At 61.0% G+C, this 18446-nt stretch carries 18 protein-coding genes; 16 read left to right on the top strand and 2 right to left on the bottom strand.

The features are described from left to right. Positions 1 to 18: 18 nt before the first annotated feature. From B7L09_RS23835 to B7L09_RS23790, 10 genes are all read left to right on the top strand, one after another. Positions 19 to 945: a glutamate/aspartate ABC transporter substrate-binding protein gene (locus B7L09_RS23835; RefSeq protein ID WP_094470884.1), complete on the top strand. Its 927-nt coding sequence runs from the start codon at positions 19 to 21 to the stop codon at positions 943 to 945. Positions 946 to 1137: 192 nt separating this feature from the next. After that, positions 1138 to 1884: an amino acid ABC transporter permease gene (locus B7L09_RS23830; RefSeq protein ID WP_094470883.1), complete on the top strand. Its 747-nt coding sequence runs from the start codon at positions 1138 to 1140 to the stop codon at positions 1882 to 1884. Then, on the top strand, positions 1884 to 2555 hold the full coding sequence (locus B7L09_RS23825) for an amino acid ABC transporter permease (RefSeq protein WP_094470882.1): 672 nt from the start codon (positions 1884 to 1886) through the stop codon (positions 2553 to 2555). The genes B7L09_RS23830 and B7L09_RS23825 overlap by 1 nt, the downstream gene beginning before the upstream one ends. Beyond that, on the top strand, positions 2552 to 3286 hold the full coding sequence (locus tag B7L09_RS23820) for an amino acid ABC transporter ATP-binding protein (protein ID WP_094470881.1): 735 nt from the start codon (positions 2552 to 2554) through the stop codon (positions 3284 to 3286). Before B7L09_RS23825 ends, B7L09_RS23820 begins: the two co-directional genes overlap by 4 nt. Before the next feature lie 162 nt (positions 3287 to 3448). Then, positions 3449 to 5350, top strand: a complete 1902-nt coding sequence (gene aauS, locus B7L09_RS23815) for a two-component sensor histidine kinase AauS (protein WP_094470880.1) — start codon at positions 3449 to 3451, stop codon at positions 5348 to 5350. Next, a complete protein-coding gene (gene aauR, locus B7L09_RS23810; RefSeq protein ID WP_094470879.1) occupies positions 5347 to 6675 on the top strand; it encodes a two-component response regulator AauR in 1329 nt (442 codons plus the stop codon). Before aauS ends, aauR begins: the two co-directional genes overlap by 4 nt. An 8-nt stretch (positions 6676 to 6683) precedes the next feature. Further along, the gene (locus tag B7L09_RS23805; RefSeq protein ID WP_176457760.1) at positions 6684 to 7013 is read left to right on the top strand and encodes a GlpM family protein; all 330 of its coding nucleotides are present in this window, start codon (positions 6684 to 6686) and stop codon (positions 7011 to 7013) included. A gap of 167 nt (positions 7014 to 7180) precedes the next feature. Further along, positions 7181 to 8101 carry an arginase family protein gene (locus tag B7L09_RS23800; protein ID WP_094470877.1) on the top strand — a complete coding sequence of 307 codons (921 nt, stop codon included), beginning with the start codon at positions 7181 to 7183 and terminating at the stop codon, positions 8099 to 8101. After that, positions 8098 to 8472, top strand: coding sequence for a DMT family transporter (locus B7L09_RS23795; RefSeq protein WP_094470876.1), 375 nt, complete (start codon positions 8098 to 8100; stop codon positions 8470 to 8472). Before B7L09_RS23800 ends, B7L09_RS23795 begins: the two co-directional genes overlap by 4 nt. Positions 8473 to 8482: 10 nt before the next feature. Beyond that, positions 8483 to 8881, top strand: coding sequence for a DMT family transporter (locus B7L09_RS23790; RefSeq protein ID WP_176457759.1), 399 nt, complete (start codon positions 8483 to 8485; stop codon positions 8879 to 8881). Positions 8882 to 9034: 153 nt separating this feature from the next. On the opposite strand, the gene B7L09_RS23785 is transcribed toward B7L09_RS23790, so the two are convergent. Next, positions 9035 to 9796, bottom strand: a complete 762-nt coding sequence (locus B7L09_RS23785; RefSeq protein ID WP_094470874.1) for a MipA/OmpV family protein — start codon at positions 9794 to 9796, stop codon at positions 9035 to 9037. A gap of 220 nt (positions 9797 to 10016) precedes the next feature. On the opposite strand from B7L09_RS23785, the gene B7L09_RS23780 reads away from it, so the two are divergent. The 6 genes from B7L09_RS23780 to B7L09_RS23755 all read left to right on the top strand — a co-directional run bounded on the left by B7L09_RS23780 (position 10017) and on the right by B7L09_RS23755 (position 17447). Next, positions 10017 to 10730, top strand: a complete 714-nt coding sequence (locus B7L09_RS23780) for an HAD-IB family phosphatase (RefSeq protein WP_094470873.1) — start codon at positions 10017 to 10019, stop codon at positions 10728 to 10730. After that, positions 10723 to 12117, top strand: a complete 1395-nt coding sequence (locus tag B7L09_RS23775) for an aspartate aminotransferase family protein (protein WP_094470872.1) — start codon at positions 10723 to 10725, stop codon at positions 12115 to 12117. The genes B7L09_RS23780 and B7L09_RS23775 overlap by 8 nt, the downstream gene beginning before the upstream one ends. Beyond that, a complete protein-coding gene (locus B7L09_RS23770) occupies positions 12114 to 12998 on the top strand; it encodes an alpha/beta hydrolase (protein ID WP_094470871.1) in 885 nt (294 codons plus the stop codon). Before B7L09_RS23775 ends, B7L09_RS23770 begins: the two co-directional genes overlap by 4 nt. Positions 12999 to 13172: 174 nt before the next feature. Beyond that, entirely contained in the window at positions 13173 to 14300 is a 1128-nt protein-coding gene (locus B7L09_RS23765) for a GNAT family N-acetyltransferase (RefSeq protein WP_094470870.1), read from the top strand. Further along, the gene (locus B7L09_RS23760; RefSeq protein ID WP_094470869.1) at positions 14297 to 16069 is read left to right on the top strand and encodes a sensor histidine kinase; all 1773 of its coding nucleotides are present in this window, start codon (positions 14297 to 14299) and stop codon (positions 16067 to 16069) included. Before B7L09_RS23765 ends, B7L09_RS23760 begins: the two co-directional genes overlap by 4 nt. After that, on the top strand, positions 16059 to 17447 hold the full coding sequence (locus B7L09_RS23755) for a sigma-54-dependent transcriptional regulator (protein WP_094470868.1): 1389 nt from the start codon (positions 16059 to 16061) through the stop codon (positions 17445 to 17447). The genes B7L09_RS23760 and B7L09_RS23755 overlap by 11 nt, the downstream gene beginning before the upstream one ends. A gap of 156 nt (positions 17448 to 17603) precedes the next feature. On the opposite strand, the gene B7L09_RS23750 is transcribed toward B7L09_RS23755, so the two are convergent. Then, on the bottom strand, positions 17604 to 18269 hold the full coding sequence (locus B7L09_RS23750; RefSeq protein ID WP_094470886.1) for a DsbA family oxidoreductase: 666 nt from the start codon (positions 18267 to 18269) through the stop codon (positions 17604 to 17606). Positions 18270 to 18446 lie beyond the last annotated feature (177 nt).

Below are 18446 nucleotides of genomic sequence, written 5' to 3'. Positions count from 1 at the left end.
AATGTCGAGGAAGTATTGATGCGCATCGTTCCCCATATCCTGGGCGCAGCTATCGCTGCTGCTCTGATCAGCACTCCAGTTTTCGCCGCCGAACTCACCGGCACACTGAAGAAAATCAACGACTCCGGCACNATCACCCTCGGGCATCGTGACGCTTCCATCCCGTTTTCCTATATCGCTGATGCTTCCGGCAAACCAGTCGGCTACTCCCACGATATCCAGCTGAAAATCGTCGAAGCCATCAAGAAAGACCTGGACATGCCCAACCTCCAGGTCAAATACAACCTGGTCACCTCGCAAACCCGTATTCCGCTGGTGCAGAACGGCACCGTCGACGTCGAGTGCGGTTCCACCACCAACAACGTGGAACGTCAGCAGCAAGTTGCCTTCTCCGTCGGCATTTTCGAAATCGGTACGCGTCTTCTCTCCAAGAAAGACTCCGCGTACAAGGATTTCGATGACCTGAAAGGCAAGAACGTCGTGACCACCGCGGGCACCACGTCCGAGCGCATCATCAAAGCGATGAACGCCGACAAGCAGATGGGCATGAACGTCATCTCCGCCAAAGACCACGGCGAATCCTTCCAGATGCTGGAAAGCGGCCGCGCCGTAGCCTTCATGATGGACGACGCCCTGCTGGCCGGTGAAGAAGCCAAGGCCAAGAAGCCGGACGACTGGGTCNTGACCGGCACTCCACAGTCCTACGAAATCTACGGCTGCATGGTTCGCAAGGGCGACGAGCCGTTCAAGAAGGCTGTCGACGACGCGATCGTGGCAACCTACAAGTCGGGCGAGATCAACAAGATCTACGAAAAATGGTTCATGCAGCCAATTCCGCCAAAAAACCTGAACCTGAACTTCCCGATGAGCAACGAGCTCAAGGCCCTGATCGCCAATCCGACCGATAAAGCGGCTGACGACAAACCTGTAGAAAAAAAGTCCTGAGTTCTGACTAACCTTATCTCCTGAGAGGGCCACTGCCCTTTCAGGGGATAGTCACTCCCTGCTGGCATTTTTGGAAACACTCGAACCGGTGGCTGTCGAGCCGTTCGCGTGTGCCTGATCGTCAAGTTCAGGCGGGAACGGAGCTTCCCCAGGCGGGCATTTGTACATCGAACGATTTGAGGGGAGACCCTAATGAATTACAACTGGGACTGGGGCGTGTTCTTCAAGTCCACCGGCGTGGGCAGCGAGACCTATCTCGACTGGTACATCTCCGGTTTGGGCTGGACCATTGCCATCGCCGTCGTGGCGTGGATTATCGCCTTGTTGCTGGGCTCCGTTCTGGGGGTCATGCGCACTGTGCCAAACCGCATCGTATCGGGCATCGCGACCTGCTACGTGGAACTGTTTCGTAACGTGCCGCTGCTGGTTCAGCTGTTTATCTGGTACTTCCTGATACCCGATATGCTGCCGCAAAACCTGCAGGACTGGTACAAACAAGACCTCAACCCGACCACCTCGGCTTACCTGAGCGTTGTCGTGTGCCTGGGCCTGTTCACCGCCGCCCGTGTGTGCGAACAGGTGCGTACCGGCATCCAGGCGCTGCCACGTGGCCAGGAAGCCGCCGCGCGTGCCATGGGCTTCAAGCTGCCGCAGATCTACTGGAACGTGCTGCTGCCACAGGCCTACCGCATCATCATTCCGCCGCTTACCTCGGAATTCCTCAACGTGTTCAAGAACTCCTCCGTGGCGTCCTTGATCGGCCTGATGGAATTGCTGGCGCAAACCAAACAGACCGCCGAGTTCTCGGCCAACCTGTTTGAGGCCTTCACCCTGGCNACCCTGATCTACTTCACCCTGAACATGAGCCTGATGCTGCTGATGCGTGCGGTCGAGAAGAAAGTCGCCGTACCGGGCCTGATCTCCGTAGGGGGTAAATGATGGAATTCGACTTCTCGGGCATCGTCCCGTCCCTGCCGGGCCTGTGGAACGGCATGGTCATGACCCTGCAACTGATGGTGCTGGGCGTCGTCGGCGGGATCATTCTCGGCACGATCCTGGCCCTGATGCGCCTGTCCCACAGCAAACTGCTGTCGAACCTTGCCGGTGCCTACGTCAACTACTTCCGTTCGATTCCATTGCTGCTGGTCATCACCTGGTTCTACCTGGCAGTGCCGTTCGTGCTGCGCTGGATCACCGGCGAAGACACCCCGATCGGTGCGTTCACCTCCTGCGTCGTGGCCTTCATGATGTTCGAAGCCGCGTACTTCTGTGAAATCGTACGGGCCGGCGTACAGTCGATTCCCAAGGGCCAGATGGGCGCAGCCCAGGCGATGGGCATGACCTACGGCCAGACCATGCGTCTGATCATCCTGCCCCAGGCTTTCCGCAAGATGACGCCGCTGCTGCTGCAACAGTCGATCATTCTGTTCCAGGACACCTCGCTGGTTTACACCGTGGGCCTGGTGGACTTCCTCAACTCCGCCCGCTCCAACGGCGACATCATCGGCCGCTCCAACGAGTTCCTGATCTTCGCCGGTGTCGTCTACTTCATCATCAGCTTTTCCGCCTCGCTGCTGGTCAAGCGTCTGCAAAAAAGGTTTGCCGTATGATCTCTATCAAGAACATCAACAAGTGGTATGGCGACTTCCAGGTGCTGACCGATTGCAGCACCGAGGTTAAAAAAGGCGAAGTGATCGTGGTGTGCGGGCCATCGGGCTCGGGCAAATCCACCCTGATCAAGTGCGTCAACGCACTGGAACCGTTCCAGAAAGGCGACATCGTGGTCGACGGCACCTCTATCGCCGACCCGAAGACCAACCTGCCGAAACTGCGCTCACGCGTCGGCATGGTGTTCCAGCACTTCGAACTGTTCCCGCACCTGACCATCACCGAAAACCTGACCATCGCGCAGATCAAGGTGCTCGGCCGCAGCAAGGAAGAAGCCACCAAGAAAGGCCTGCAACTGCTTGAGCGCGTCGGCCTGTCGGCACACGCCCACAAGCACCCGGGCCAACTGTCCGGCGGCCAGCAACAGCGCGTTGCGATTGCCCGCGCACTGGCCATGGACCCGATCGTCATGCTGTTTGACGAACCGACCTCCGCCCTCGACCCGGAAATGGTCAACGAAGTGCTCGACGTGATGGTGCAACTGGCTCACGAAGGCATGACCATGATGTGCGTGACCCACGAAATGGGCTTCGCCCGCAAAGTGGCCGACCGCGTGATCTTCATGGACGCCGGCAAGATCATCGAAGACTGCCCGAAAGAGGAATTCTTCGGCGACATCACCCACCGCGCCGAGCGTACCCAGCACTTCCTTAACAAGATTCTGCAGCACTAAGAAAGACACCGCTCCCAATGTGGGAGCGGGCTTGCTCGCGAAGGGGCCATTACATTCAGCAATGATGTTGGCTGACCCACCGCTTTCGCGAGCAAGCCCGCTCCCACACTGGATCGGTGGTGGTATTGAGATTTGTGTTGTGGTTGACCCAAGGCATCTGTGATGAAATGCGACCCCACTCTCTATCGCGCCGCGCCGCCATCACTTGCCGTGAAACCACGCCTGATCCGCCAACTGTTCCTGCCGCCGTTGATCATCGCCCTGATGATCGGCCTGGGTTATATCGGCTTCTGGGTCAGTGAGTACTATGGCATCCGCACCCTCAGCGACAACGGCGAACGCCAGTTGGAGCTGCACGCCCGCACCGTCGAAAGCGAGCTGAGCAAATACACCTACCTGCCCAGCCTTCTGGAATTGGAGTCCAGCGTCTCCAAGCTGCTGGCCGATCCGAACCAGGAAACCCGCAAAACCGTCAACGATTACCTCGAAGGCCTGAACCGACGCAGTCGCAGTCGGGCCATCTACGTGATGGACACCACCGGCCGCGTATTGGCCACCAGTAACTGGCGCGATGCCGACAGTTACCTGGGCGAAGACCTGTCCTTTCGCGCCTATTTCCAGAACGCCGTGCGCGGTCAGCCGGGACGCTTCTACGGGATCGGCAGCACCAACGGCGAACCCGGCTACTACCTGGCCCATGGCCTGGAAGAGCACGGCAAGATCATCGGCGTCGCGGTGGTCAAAGTGCGCCTCGAAGCCCTGGAGGAACGCTGGCAGCGCGCGCGCCTCGAAGCGTTTGTGAGCGACGAGAACGGCATCATCATCCTGTCCAGCGACCCGGCGCGACGGCTCAAATCGGTGGTTCCACTGAGCGACGAAACCAAGGAAAAACTGGCCCGCAGCCTGCAGTACTACTGGTTCCCGCTGAACGAATTGCAGCCACTGGCCCGGGAACAACTGGCCGAAGGCGAAGAAAAACTGACCTTCCCCGCCAACAGTGAAGTGGAGTCCGACGAAGAGGACATCAGCTACCTCTCGCAGACCCGCCCCCTGAGCGACACCCCGTGGAACTTCACCCTGCTCACGCCGCTCCAGGATTTGCGCCGTGAAGCGATCAACCAGGGCATTCTGGTGGCCGTCGCGTTTGGCCTGGTCGCGTTCTTGCTGATTGCCTGGAACGAGCGCCGCAAGGTTATTGCCACCCGCCTCGCCGCGCGGGAAGCCTTGCAGGAAGCCAACAGCCANCTGGAGCGTCGGATTACCGAACGCACTACCGACCTGCGCGCCAGCAACGAACGACTCAAGGGCCAGATCCGCGAACGACGTCAGGCTGAAGAGACACTGCGCCGCGCCCAGGATGAGCTGGTGCAGGCCGGTAAACTCGCGGCCATCGGCCAGATGTCGACCAGCATTGCCCATGAGTTGAACCAGCCCCTGGCGGCGCTGCGCACGTTATCGGGCAACACCGTGCGGTTCCTCGAGCGTGGCGCTCTGGATACCGCCAGCGCCAACCTCAAGACCATCAACGAACTGATCGACCGCATGGGCCGCATCACCGCCAGCCTGCGCTCCTTTGCCCGGCGCGGTGACGACAAAGGCCAGGCGTGCCTTGGCAAAGCGGTAGACGCCGCGTTGCAACTGCTCGGCGGTCGCGTGGAAAGTGTCCATCTGCAACTGCATCGTGACTTCAAAGATGTGCAGGTGCAGATCGACCAGACCCGCCTCGAGCAGATCCTGGTCAACCTGATCGGCAATGCCCTCGACGCCATGCAGGCACAACCGTTGCCCGAGCTGTGGCTGGAAGGCGAAGCATTCGATGGCAAATATCGCCTGCGCGTGCGCGACAACGGCCACGGCATCGACGCCGAAGCGCGCAAGCATTTGTTCGAACCGTTCTTCACCACCAAACCCGGCGAACAAGGCCTGGGGCTGGGCCTGACGCTTTCCGCCAGCCTCGCGGCGGCCACTGGCGGGCACCTGGGTGTCGAACACCCGGCCAGCGGTGGCACCACCTTCGTCCTCAGTTTACCGTTGGTAAGCCCCACTCACGCCGAGCCAATATGAACAACGACCTTAGTGTGCTGATCGTCGAAGACGACCCCCATGTGCTGCTCGGCTGCCAACAGGCGCTGACCCTGGAAGACATTCCCTGCGTGGGCGTAGGCAGTGCCGAAGAAGCCCTCAAGCGCATCGGCGAAAACTTTGCCGGTATCGTCATCAGCGATATTCGCCTGCCGGGCATCGACGGCCTGGAGCTGTTGACCCGGCTCAAGGCCCTGGACAAAAGCCTGCCGGTGGTACTGATCACCGGCCACGGCGATATCTCTATGGCCGTCGGCGCCATGCGCAATGGCGCCTACGACTTCATGGAGAAACCCTTCTCGCCCGAGCGCCTGGTCGACGTGGCCCGCCGTGCGCTGGAGCAACGCAGCCTGGCCCGGGAAGTGTCTTCGTTGCGTCGGCAACTGGCGGAGCGCGATTCCCTCGAAGGCCGGATCATTGGCCGCTCGCCAGCCATGCAGAACCTGCGCGAGCTGATCGCCAACGTCGCCGACACCTCCGCCAACGTGCTGATCGAAGGCGAGACCGGCACCGGCAAGGAATTGGTCGCACGCTGCCTGCATGATTTCAGCCGACGCCATTCCCACCAGTTCGTCGCCTTGAACTGCGGCGGCCTGCCGGAAAACCTGTTCGAAAGCGAGATTTTCGGCCACGAAGCCAATGCTTTCACCGGCGCCGGTAAACGGCGGATCGGCAAGATCGAACACGCCGACGGCGGCACGCTGTTCCTCGACGAAGTCGAAAGCATGCCGATCAACCTGCAGATCAAATTGCTGCGGGTGTTGCAGGAACGCACCCTGGAACGCCTGGGTTCGAACCAGAGCGTGGCGGTGGATTGTCGGGTGATCGCCGCAACCAAGTCCGACCTCGACGAGCTGAGCCGGGCCGGCGAGTTTCGCAGCGACTTGTATTACCGATTGAACGTGGTGACCCTCGAATTGCCGCCGNTGCGCGAACGCCGGGAAGACATCCTGCAATTGTTTGAACACTTCCTGCAGCAGTCGTCGCTGCGCTTTGACCGCAGCGTGCCGGAACTGGATAACCAGACCGTGTCGAGCCTGATGAGCCACGACTGGCCAGGCAACGTGCGTGAACTGCGCAACGTCGCCGAGCGTTTTGCCCTCGGCCTGCCGGCCTTCAAGAAATCCGGCGCCAGTGTCAGTAATCAGGGTCTGGCGTTTACCGAGGCGGTCGAAGCCTTCGAACGCAACTTGCTCAACGACGCCCTGCAACGCAGCGGCGGCAACCTGACCCAGGCCAGCCAGGAACTGGGGATGGCCAAGACCACCCTGTTCGACAAAGTGAAAAAGTACGGGCTGAGCCACTGATGGACCTGATCCTCAAAGCAGCGCTGGGGGCGGCGGTGGTCGTCATCCTCGCCGCGCTGGCCAAGACCAAAAACTATTACATCGCGGGGCTGGTGCCGCTGTTTCCGACCTTTGCGTTGATTGCACATTACATCGTCGGCAAAGGTCGTTCGGTGGACGACTTGAAGACCACGATCCTGTTCGGGATGTGGTCGATCATTCCGTATTTTGTGTATTTGGCGACGTTGTATGTGCTGGTCGACCGAATGCGCCTGGAGGCCTCACTCGCCGTGGCGGCAGTGGCGTGGCTGATGGCGGCCACCGTCCTCGTCACCGTCTGGGTCCGCCTGCACGCCTGACCACCGCCAATCCCGGCGGGAGCAAGCTCGCTCCCACAGGGGATTGGTGGTGTCTGATCATTGGTGGCTGGCCCGTCCCTTGCATTTACCCCAAAAGCCCCCTCGGCCGGCCTTCATGATGGATGAAGCCGGTGTCTGGGAGGGTCTGCCAAGGGTGAATTGCGACCTTGAACATTTTAGATCTCGACCACAGCCTGACGGCCCAGGCGCCCATCTCGCGGCTGCTGGAAAGCGGCCGTGCCAAACGCCTCGACTTGCTCGACCTCGGCCCGAAACTGCGGCTGTGGTCCAGCGAACGGACCTGGCGCCGGTTCGCCGAACGCTTGCAGCAACGGCCCCGGCACAGCGGCCCGCAGCCGGAAATCTTCTTCGTCGGCTCCGGTGATTACCACCACTTGACCCCGGCGTTTCTGACCGATTTGCCGGAACCGGTGAGCCTGATCCACTTCGACAACCACCCTGACTGGGTTCGCTTCGCCCCGCGCCGGCATTGCGGTTCGTGGGTCAATCAGGCGCTGAAATTGCCGAACATCCAGCGCATCGTCACCCTCGGTCCGTGCAGCGATGACCTGCAGAATCCGCAGCTCAAGGGCGGCAATGTCCGGGCGCTCAAACGCGGCGTGTTGCAGCTGTTTCCGTGGCAACGCCCGCCCTCGAAAGTGTGGGGCCGGGTCGGTGACGGCGCCGGGCATCAACAACAGGAAAACCTGCTGCACTGGCGCAATCTGGCGGAGCTCGACTGGCCGGTATTTCTCGAACAGATGATCGCCAGCCTGCCCACCCGCGCGGTGTGGATCACCATCGACAAGGACGTGTTGGCCAGCCAAGACGCGGCGACCAATTGGGACCAGGGCGGCATGCGCCTGAACCACTTGCTGCAAGCCATCCGAGCCTTGGCGGCCAGCAAACGAATCATTGGCATCGACATTTGCGGCGAGTACGCCCGACCGGCCTTCAGCAACGCCCTCAAGCGCTGGGAAGCCAAGTCGGACCAGCCCCCGGCCGAACGCTGGAGCGAAGCGGATCTGCTGCGCAACGCGACGACCAACCAGGCGTTGATCGATCTGTTCGAGGAGTTGTTTCCATGACCTTCACCGTGATTGTGCTGGTGGCGTTTTCCATTGTGCTGGACGTCATCGGCCAGCTCTGTTTCAAGCTCGGCCTGGACCGTTTACCGGAGCTCGAAGGCGGGTTTCGCCTGAATGCGTTCTGGGGCCAGGTGTTCAACGCGCCGTTGCTGTGGTGCGGGATCGGCGCCTACGTGATCGAATTTTTCGTCTGGCTCGAAGCCCTGTCCCGGGCGCCACTGAGCCTGTTGTTCCCGGCCGCGGCGCTGGCGTATTGCGGCGTGGTGCTGGCCGGCAAACTGATCCTCGGCGAGACCGTCAGCCGGCGGCGCTGGCTCGGCACTTTAGTGATTACGGCGGGCGTGATGCTCGTGTGTGTCACCCATGTCTGAGGCTCAAGCGATGATCAGAGGCAAGACCGACTGGCTGCATGAACGCCTCGGCACGGTGGTGCTGTGGGCGTTGTTGATCGGTTTTGAAAGTGCCGGCCAGATCGCCACCAAGGTCGGTGGGGATCAGCTGGGGCAGATGGATTTCAACCTGCAATGGCTGCTGGCCGTGGCGGTGAATCCGGGGGTGTGGTTTGCGATTGCCTGCTACATCGGCGCGTTTTTCGTGTGGATGCTGATCTTGCGGCGCAGCAGTTTGTCCCTGGCGTTTCCGCTGAGTTCGCTGGTGTTTGTCGGGGTGTTGCTCGGCTCGTGGCTGGGGCTGGGGGAGCAGATCAGCGTGCTGCACTGGGTGGGGGTGGCGGTGATTATGGGAGGGATTGCGTTGTTGGCCGAGGGTGAAGAAACATAGATTTTTGTGATCTCAAGGACCCCATCGCGGGCAAGCCCGCTCCCACATGGACGGCGCATAACCTGTGGGANAAGCCCGCTCCCACATGGACGGCGCATAACCTGTGGGAGCGGGCTTGCCCGCGATGGCATCAGACAGGCCAACCAAGAACCTTCAATTGAATTTGTAGGCCAGTGCCGCCTGCACTTCCCCCTGGTTGGTCTCCCCCACCTCTTTGACAATGCTGCTATCCGCCGCCGCCCCCGTCAGGTGAACCCAGCTCGCACTCGTCAACAACGACCACTGCGGCGCCAGCGGGAACTCGAAACTCTGGGTCAACGCCACATTCTGCAATCCACCGCCAGCGTTGTACGGCCGAATCCCCGAGGCTTGTGACTCATTGGCGCTGACTCCGAAAAACGTCTGATTCTGCCGCGCATCAGCAAAATGCGCGGTCAGACCGGAGCTGCCAATCACCCCGCCGCCCAGCGGATACCCCACCTCCCCGCCGACGCGCCCCAACACCCCGCCCTGCCCGCCGCGCCCGCCCACCGCTTGCCCGACCGAGGCAAACACTCGCCAGAAATCAGCGGGCGCGTACTGCACGTAACCGCCCACCTCGCCCATGTCCGGCACATCGCGCAACCCCTGCAATTCGCCGTTGGAGGTGCGCCCCGGCAGGTAATTCACGAAGGGGCCGGCGCTGAAGCCATTGGCGTTCAAGGCGTCCCAGGTCAGCCCGTCGTCCGTACTGAGGCTGACATCGCCCCAATCAAGATCGAGGTACGGCACCGGCCGGGTTTCGTAGCGGCTACCAGTCGGATCGTGCGGTTGATAGCTGAGGCCTGCCCCTGCTTCACCGGTGATGCCGTCCGCTGAAACGTTGGCCGAAAGGCACGTCAGCGCGGCAAATAGAGCAACAGTAATCCTCGACATGAGGCCATTCCTTGATCTGGATGTGCGCGCATCAATCCCCGAATCGCCCCTCCCGCGCAAGCACTCATGTTCTTTGTAGCGACCTACAAAAATTGTAGCTTCGCCGACACAAACACACGCCAGAACCCCAGCCCCGCTGGGCCAAACCCAGTTGGCACAGTCCCTGCTCTACCCCCTTGGCAAGCGCAAACAGCGCCTCCTGCCAAGATAGGTACAACAGATGATTGACTGGCATATCGTGTGTGATTTCGACGGGACCATCACCCGCACCGACGTGATCGACAGCATCCTCCAACGGTTCGCCGACCCGAGCTGGGAAGCGATCGAAAACGAGTGGCTGGCGGGTGACATCGGTTCCCGTGAATGCCTCAGCCGCCAGCTCTCGCTGGTCAAGGCCACACCGGGCGAACTGCTCGGGTTCTTCGACAGCATCGAGATCGACCCGGACTTCCCGGATTTCGTCGATCACGTCATGGGCCTGGGCGCGACCATCGAAGTGGTCAGCGACGGCATCGAACAAGGCATCGCGCGCATTCTGTCGCGTAACTACGTGACCTTGCTGCCGATCCTCGCCAACCGTCTGCGCCAGGTCGACCAGAACAGCTGGCGCATCGACTTCCCGTACTCCAGCGACGCCTGCCGNGCNGCCTCCGGCAACTGCAAATGCAAATCCACCCCCAGCGCCAAACGGGTGCTGGTGATCGGCGACGGCCAGTCCGACATGTGCGTGGCCGCCACCGCCGATTTCGTGTTCGCCAAGGATCGCCTGGCCGAGCACTGCGAGCGCAACGGCATCGCCTACGCCCGCTTCGACAGCTTCGCCGAACTGCCCGCGTTGCTCGCGCTGCTGCCAAGCGCCAGCGCCGCCAACGCCACCTCTTTCAACATAGAAACCTTCAACCCAGAAAATCAGGAACTCTTCCACCATGTCTGATATTCGAATCGCTACCGCAGAAGACCAGATTCTTCTGGATAAAGAAGCCAAGTACTGCTCCTACGGCGACACTGTTCACTACATCGAGCCACCGCGTATTTTCAGCCGTTGCGAAGGCTCCTACGTGTGGGACACCGAAGACCAGGCTTACCTCGACCTGCAAATGTGGTACTCGGCCGTTAACTTCGGCTACGCCAACCCACGCCTGAACAACGCGTTGAAGCAGCAGATCGACACCCTGCCGCAAATCGCCAGCCAGTACCTGCACAAAGGCAAGATCGAGCTGTCGGAAATGATCGCCGTAGACGCGAAAAAGAAGTTCGGCCTCGACGGCCGGGTGCACTTCAACGTCGGCGGTTCGCAGTCCATCGAGGACTCGCTGAAAGTCGTGCGTAACGCCACCAACGGCAAAAGCCTGATGTTCGCCTTCGAAGGCGGCTACCACGGTCGCACCCTTGGCGCGTCGTCGATCACCTCCAGCTTCCGCTACCGTCGCCGTTACGGCCACTTTGGCGAACGTGCCAACTTCATTCCGTTCCCGTACCACTTCCGTGGCCCGAAAGGCATGACGAAAGAAGAATACGGCAGCCATTGCGTGCAGCAGTTCGCCCGTCTGTTCGAGACTGAATACAACGGCGTCTGGGACCCGAAAACCAACCAGTGCGAATACGCAGCCTTCTACGTCGAGCCGATCCAGGGCACCGGCGGCTACGTGATTCCGCCGATGAACTTCTACCGCGAACTCAAGCATGTGCTGGATCAGCACGGCATCCTGATGGTGTCCGACGAAATCCAGATGGGCTTCTACCGTACCGGCAAACTGTGGTCGATCGAGCACTTCGACGTGCAGCCGGACGTGATCGTCTTCGGTAAAGCCTTGACCAACGGCCTCAATCCACTGGGCGGCATCTGGGCCAAGGAAGAGCTGATCAACCCGAAAATCTTCCCGCCAGGCTCCACCCACTCCACCTTCGCCTCCAACCCACTGGGTACGGCGGTAGGCCTGGAAATGTTCAAGATGACCAGCGAAGTCGATTACGGCGCGATGGTCATGGCCAAGGGCAAATACTTCCTCGAAGGCCTGNAAGACTTGCAGAAACGTTNCCCGATCATCGGCGACGTCGACGGCCTGGGCCTGGCCCTGCGCTGCGAAATCTGCGGCCCGGATGGTTTCACGCCGGACAAGGCAACGCTCGATTTCATGGTCGAAGAAGGCATGAAAGGCGACATCGAAATCGACGGCAAACGCCTGGGCCTGATCCTCGATGTGGGCGGTTACTACAAAAACGTGATCACCCTCGCACCGTCGCTGGAAATCAGCTACCCGGAAATCGATTTGGGTATCGCGCTGCTCGACCGCTTGCTGCATCGGGCGATGAAACGATGAACGAGCACGAGATCGAGATCGACATGGGCGAAGGCAGCGCCGGTTTCGTTCTCGGCAACGGGGAGGTCGCGGTGTTGTTGATCCACGGCCTCACCGGCACGCCGACCGAACTGCGGCGGGTCGCGATGGGCCTGGCCAAGGCCGGCTGCACGGTCTACGTGCCGACCCTGGCCGGTCACTGCGGGGACAACGCCGACCTGCAAGCCACCGGGTGGCGCGACTGGTACGAGAGCGCGCGCAACACCTTCATCGGTGTTCGGCGCAAGCATGAGCATGTGTTCGTCGGCGGCTTGTCGATGGGCGCGGTGCTGGCGATGTACCTGGCCGCCGAGCATCCGGGGCAGATCGAAGGCTTGCTGCTGTATTCCACCACCCTGCGCTATGACGGCTGGAACATGCCCAAAGTCGCGGTACTCACGCCGTTGCTGATGGCGATTCCGTATGGCGTGCACCTGTGCCGCTTCAACGAAAAATCACCGTTCGGCATCAAGGACGAACGCTTGCGGGCGATTGTCGAGCGGCAGATGAAGGCCGGTGAAAGCAGCAATGCCGGGCTGTTGACCATGTCCGGGGTAAGTGTCCGGGAACTGCATCGATTGGTGGCCGCGGTGAAAAAGCGCATGCCACAGATCACCACCCAGGCACTGGTGTTGCATTCGCGGGAAGACGACATCACCAGCCGCTGGAACGCCGACTATGTCGAACGAAAACTCGGCGGTCCGGTGGTGAAAATCCTGCTCGACGACTGCTACCACATGATCACCGTCGACCTGCAATACCGTCGCGTGGTGGAGCTGAGCGCGGACTTCATCCAGCACCGGTTCATGCAACAAGGAATCGTCCCGCAACCCATCCGCCAGGACTACCGGCAACTGGCCTGACCCATTGACGAATCAACGCACAATCCCTGTAGCAACTGGCGAAGCCTGCTGCTACAGGGATTGTGTAACGACGCAAAGTNGGCGAAGCCTGCTGCTACAGGGATTGTGTAACGACGCAAAGTGCGTGGGAGCCGTGCGATGGCGAACATTGTGGGTAACTTTTAAGGAATCGATGTGATCACTGCCCTTGCCTTTTCAACCATCGAAGCCATCGACCGCAGTGCCTGGAATGACTGTTTCCCTGGCGAACTGGAGGACTGGGATTATTACCGGGCTGTCGAACAGGCGGGCATTGCGGATTTCCAGTGGCGTTATCTGGCGCTGTACGAAGACGAGAAGTTGGTCGCGGCTGCGGTGGCGTTCACCACCGCGTATTCGCTGGACACCACGGTTCAGGGACCGGGCAAACGCGTCACCGAACAGTTGCGCCGCTGGTGGCCGGGGCTGTTCGACGTGCGCCTGTACGCCCTCGGTTCGCCGGTGGCCGAGCAGTGCCATGTCGGCACCGCACGCCAGATCGACCCCGCCCGGCGTCTGGCCTTGCTTGAGCAATTGTTGACCCTGGCGCGCAACGACGCCGACCAGGCCGGAATCGGTCTGCTGGCGGTCAAGGACGCATCCCACCGCGATCCGCAGTGGTTGCAGGCGTGCCAGGCGGCCGGTCTGCAAAGCATGCCCGGCTTGCCCAGTGCCGAACTGCCGATCCGTTTTGGCTCGGTGGACGCGTACCTCGGCACGCTCGGTAAATCCACCCGCAAAGACCTGCGCCGCACGTTGCGCGGGCAAGGTCCGCGCATCGAATGGCGGCGCGCTGTGGAAGACCTCCTCCCACACATGATGGCGCTATACGAAGCCACCCTTGAGCGCAGCGAGCTGACCTTCGAACGCCTGCCACCGACCTACTTCCGCCAGGTCCTCGAACACCTCGATGAGCGTGCCGCGTGCGTGCTGTACTGGGTCGGCGATGAGCTGGTAGCGTTCAACCTGGTGCTGCTGGACGAGCAACGCCTGGTCGACAAATTCTTCGCCCACGACCTTGCGAAAACCCGCGAGCACAACCTGTACGTGCGCAGCTGGCTGGCCAATGTCGACTACTGTATTGAACACGGCATCCCGATCTACGCGTGCGGTCAGGCCGGCTATGCCAGTAAGCTGCGCCTGGGTTGCTCGTTCACCGGCAACACCGTGTTTTTCCGCCATCGCAACCGAGTGCTCAACGGCCTGTTGCAGGTGGTGAAAATGTTCATTCGACCGGACCGCTCCGACCCTGCCATGGCTGCTGCAATAAGCGAAACCTCATGATCAAAAACCGCCCCGCCACCGCCCGACCTTTCGCCCTCTCCGGCTGGAGCCTGCAGCGCAAACTGGTGCTGGCGTTCTGGCTGGTCAGCGTCATTCCGACCATGATCGCTGCCGAATTGGCGGCGACCACGCTGTCGCAGATTTTCGACAGCAACGTGCGTATCTGGCTGCAGGAATCGACCCAGATCGTCGAGGACGAGATCACCGAGATCCGCCGGGATAACGCCAGGGCCGCGCAGTTATTCCTGCGCTACACCCGCCCGCCGACGGACCGGTTGTCGAGCAAGCACGACAAACTGACCTCCGACATCGCCGACTCCATGGGCATCGACGTGGTGGCGCTGGTGCGCAACAGCGATCACAAAGTGGTGTTCAGCACCGCCGCCGATGACATCGTCCGGCAGATCAGCACCGAGTCCAAGGCGTTGTTGCAGACCCTGCAAGTCGGCGGCATCCCCACCGGCACGGTCGTGTCGACCTTCGAGACCGATCAGGACGGCGTCGACTACAAACTGGTCATCGCCACCTACCTGGACAGCAGCTTCCTCACCAGCGTGGCCGATGTGCATTCCCTCGACCTGCGCCTGTACCTGGCCAAGGCCGATGACTTCTCGGAGATCTTCTCCACCCAGCGCTTCGAAGATCACCCGGCGGCGGTACCGGAAAAAATCGAACAAACCCTGCGCAATACCAAGCAGCCGATCGAACAATTCACCAATCGTTACAGCGGCATCTACCGGCCGATCCTCAATGAAAGCGGTGAGCTGCAAGGCGTGATTTTCAGCGGTCTGCTGCGCCACACCAGCCTGGTCGGGCTGGTGAACCAGAGCAACCTGTTCATCCTGATTTTCCTGCTCAGCTCGGCGGCGTCCCTGGCGGTCGGCTGGATTGTTTCGCAACGCCTGACCAAGCCGTTGCGCGGGTTGTCCAAAGGCGTGCAAGCGGTGATTGCCGGGGATTACCGCCAACGCCTGGCGGTCACCGGCGGCGACGAACTGGCGGAATTGAGCAGCACCTTCAACCACATGAGCGAACGCCTCGGCGAGTTGCAGCACCTGGAATCGCAACTGCGCCGCCGTGACCGTCTGCATGCCCTGGGTGAAGTCGCCATGGGCCTGGCCCATGAAATCCGCAACCCGCTGGGCATCATCAAGACCGCCACGCAACTGCTGCACCGGCGCGCCGATTTGCCCGAGACCGACAAGCGTCACCTGGAATACGTGATCAGCGAAGTCAGCCGCATCAACGACCTGATCACCGAGTTTCTCGACTTCGCCAAACCCANCCCGCCGATGCGTTCGACCCAGGCGGCGCGGCCGCTGGTGGATGACCTGATCGGCTTCTGCGCCCCGGAACTGGCCAGCCATAACATCGATGTGCACATCGACGATCAGGCCCCCGGCGCGACCCTTCATGTCGACGCGCGGCAACTCAAGCAGGCCGGCCTGAACCTGATCGTCAACGCCATCGACGCCATGCCCGACGGTGGACGGCTGACCGTGGCGATCAGCAGCGAATCGCCGTACACCGTGATCAGCATCAGCGACACCGGCCAGGGCATCGAACCGGACATGCTCGAACGGATCTTCACGCCGTTCGTCACCACCAAGGCGTCAGGCACAGGCTTGGGCCTGGCCAAAGTCTATTCGATCATGGAAAGTCACGACGGCAGCATTGAATGTGCCAGTGAGAAAGATGCCGGCACCACCTTCAGCCTGTACATTCCGGCCAACGGTGAAGACTTCGACGAGGGCAGCGATGACACATAACGTACTGGTGGTCGACGACGAGCCCAAGCTCTGCGACTTGCTGGCATCGGCCCTGGGCCAGAACGGCATCCAGGTGTTCACCGCCGGCAACGGCTTGCACGCGCTCAAGGTGCTGGAGTGCGAGGACATCGACCTGGTGATCAGCGACTGGCGCATGCCCGGCATGGACGGCCCGCNACTGCTGGCGGAAATCAAAAGCCGTTTCCCGGATTTGCCGGTGATCGTGATGACCGCCTACAGCACGGTGAAAAATGCGGTGCAGTCGATGCGCAATGGCGCCTATGACTATATCGCCAAGCCGTTCGACATCGACGAGCTGGACATCACCGTGGCCAAGGCCCTGCAGTTTCGCGACATCCTCAAAGACAACCAGCGCATGCGCGCCGAGCTCGATGAGCATCAGCAGATCGACAGCCTGATCGGCGACAGCCCGAGTTTTCGCCGGGTGCTACACGCCATCGATTCGGTGCGCGACAGCAACGCAACCATCCTGCTGACCGGCGAAAGCGGCACCGGCAAGGAAATGGTTGCCCGTGCCATCCACAAACACGGCAGCCGAGCCGACAAACCGTTCGTGGCGGTCAACTGCGCGGCCATTCCGGAAGGCCTGCTCGAAAGCGAAATGTTCGGCCATCGCAAGGGCGCCTTTACCGGCGCCGTGGCGGATCGGGTCGGGCGTTTTATGCAGGCCGACAAGGGCACGCTGTTTTTGGACGAAGTGGGCGATATGCCCCTGGCGTTGCAGGCCAAGATTCTGCGCGCCTTGCAGGAACGGGTGATCGAGCCGGTGGGCGACCCGCGCGAGCGCAAGGTGGACGTGCGGGTGATCGCCGCCACCAACAAAAATTTGCTGGATGCGGTGGCCAATAAAGAGTTTCGTGAGGACCTGTATTACCGCCTCAACGTGTTCCCGATCCCACTGCCGGCCCTGCGCGAACGCGCCGAAGATATCGTGCCCCTGGCCCGGCACTTCGCTCACACCCTGGGCGCCACGGCGGGCAAGCGTTTTACCGGGTTCAGCGCGGAAGCCTTGCAGGCGATGGCCCATTACTCGTGGCCGGGAAATATTCGCGAGCTGCAGAACTGCGTGGAGCGGGCGACGATTGTGGCGTCGGGGGCGGTGATTGAAGAGGAGGATTTGCCGGCGTATCTGTTTGCCTCAAATTCCTGCGGCAGCGGTGCGCTGGTCACCGAAGGCAGCGTACCGGCGGATCTGGAAGCGGCATTGGCGGAGGTCGAGAAGGCTTACATTCTGGCCGCGCTGGCGCAGAGCAATGGCGTACAGGCTGCGGCGGCGCAGTTGATCGGGATCTCCGAGCGCAGCTTCTGGTATCGCCTGAAAAAACTGGGCATCCACGTAGACAAAATCGTCAGGTAACCGCTCCCCCCTGTGGCGAGGGCGCTTGCTCCCTCGCCACAGAAGCACTCCCGGTAATTAGCTCACGGTCCCGCCTGGCTAGACAAAATCGTCAGGTAACCGCTCCCCCCTGTGGCGAGGGCGCTTGCTCCCTCGCCACAGAAGCACTCCCGGTAATTAGCTCACGGTCCCGCCTTTTGATTCACTCATGATCTGCCGAATCGCCCCGACAAAGGTCTCAACCGGCTGCCCGCCCGTCACCGCGTACTGCCCGTTGAACACCACCGTCGGCACCGAACTCACCCCGCGCGACAGCCACAACTGCTCTTCTTCGAGCACCTCTTTGGCGAACTCATCGGACGCCAGAATCGCCTCGACCCGCTGCCGGTTCAGCCCCACACTTTCAGCAATCTGCGCCAATTGCTGGTGATCAGAGGGATTGCCGCCCTCGGTGAAATACGCCTTGAACAGCGCTTCCTTCAGATTGAACTGCAACCCTTCCAGCCCCGCCCAAAACAGCAACCGATGCGCATCAAAGGTGTTGTAGATGCGGCTGTTGCCATCGGTGCGAAACGCAAACCCGACCTCGGCGCCACGGGCGCGGATCATCTCGCGGTTCTTTTGGGATTGCTCCGGGGTCGAGCCGTATTTTTCGGTGATGTGTTCGGTGATGTTCTGCCCCTCTGGCCCCATTTTCGGGTTCAGTTCGAACGGCTGGAAACGGATCTCGGCCTGGACCTCATCACGCAGCACTTCCAGCGCCCGGGTCAGGCCATACAGGCCGACCACGCACCACGGGCAGGACACGTCGCTGACGAAATCGATTTTCAAAGGGGTACTCATCATTCACCTCGCAGGGCTGGATCGCGCCGGAAAGTTTGAACGATACACCTGACGAGACCAAGGTGGCAGCCGTTGCTGTATTCCCCTGTGGGAGCGGGCTTGCTCGCGAATGCGGTGTATCAGACAAGTAGTTGGCGACTGACACGACGCCTTCGCGAGCAAGCCCGCTCCCACAGG

The organism is Pseudomonas mandelii, assembly GCF_002251635.1.
Lineage (GTDB): Bacteria > Pseudomonadota > Gammaproteobacteria > Pseudomonadales > Pseudomonadaceae > Aquipseudomonas > Aquipseudomonas mandelii_B.
This window is presented reverse-complemented; position numbering and strand designations above follow the sequence as displayed.

Excerpts from the sequence above, each read along its gene's own strand:
- B7L09_RS23825 (WP_094470882.1), top strand. The coding sequence starts at position 1,884 with ATGGAATTCGACTTCTCGGGCATCGTCCCGTCCCTGCCGGGCCTGTGG.
- B7L09_RS23820 (WP_094470881.1), top strand. The coding sequence starts at position 2,552 with ATGATCTCTATCAAGAACATCAACAAGTGGTATGGCGACTTCCAGGTG.
- B7L09_RS23795 (WP_094470876.1), top strand. The coding sequence starts at position 8,098 with ATGACCTTCACCGTGATTGTGCTGGTGGCGTTTTCCATTGTGCTGGAC.
- B7L09_RS23790 (WP_176457759.1), top strand. The coding sequence starts at position 8,483 with ATGATCAGAGGCAAGACCGACTGGCTGCATGAACGCCTCGGCACGGTG.
- B7L09_RS23785 (WP_094470874.1), bottom strand. The coding sequence starts at position 9,796 with ATGTCGAGGATTACTGTTGCTCTATTTGCCGCGCTGACGTGCCTTTCG.
- B7L09_RS23770 (WP_094470871.1), top strand. The coding sequence starts at position 12,114 with ATGAACGAGCACGAGATCGAGATCGACATGGGCGAAGGCAGCGCCGGT.
- B7L09_RS23750 (WP_094470886.1), bottom strand. The coding sequence starts at position 18,269 with ATGAGTACCCCTTTGAAAATCGATTTCGTCAGCGACGTGTCCTGCCCG.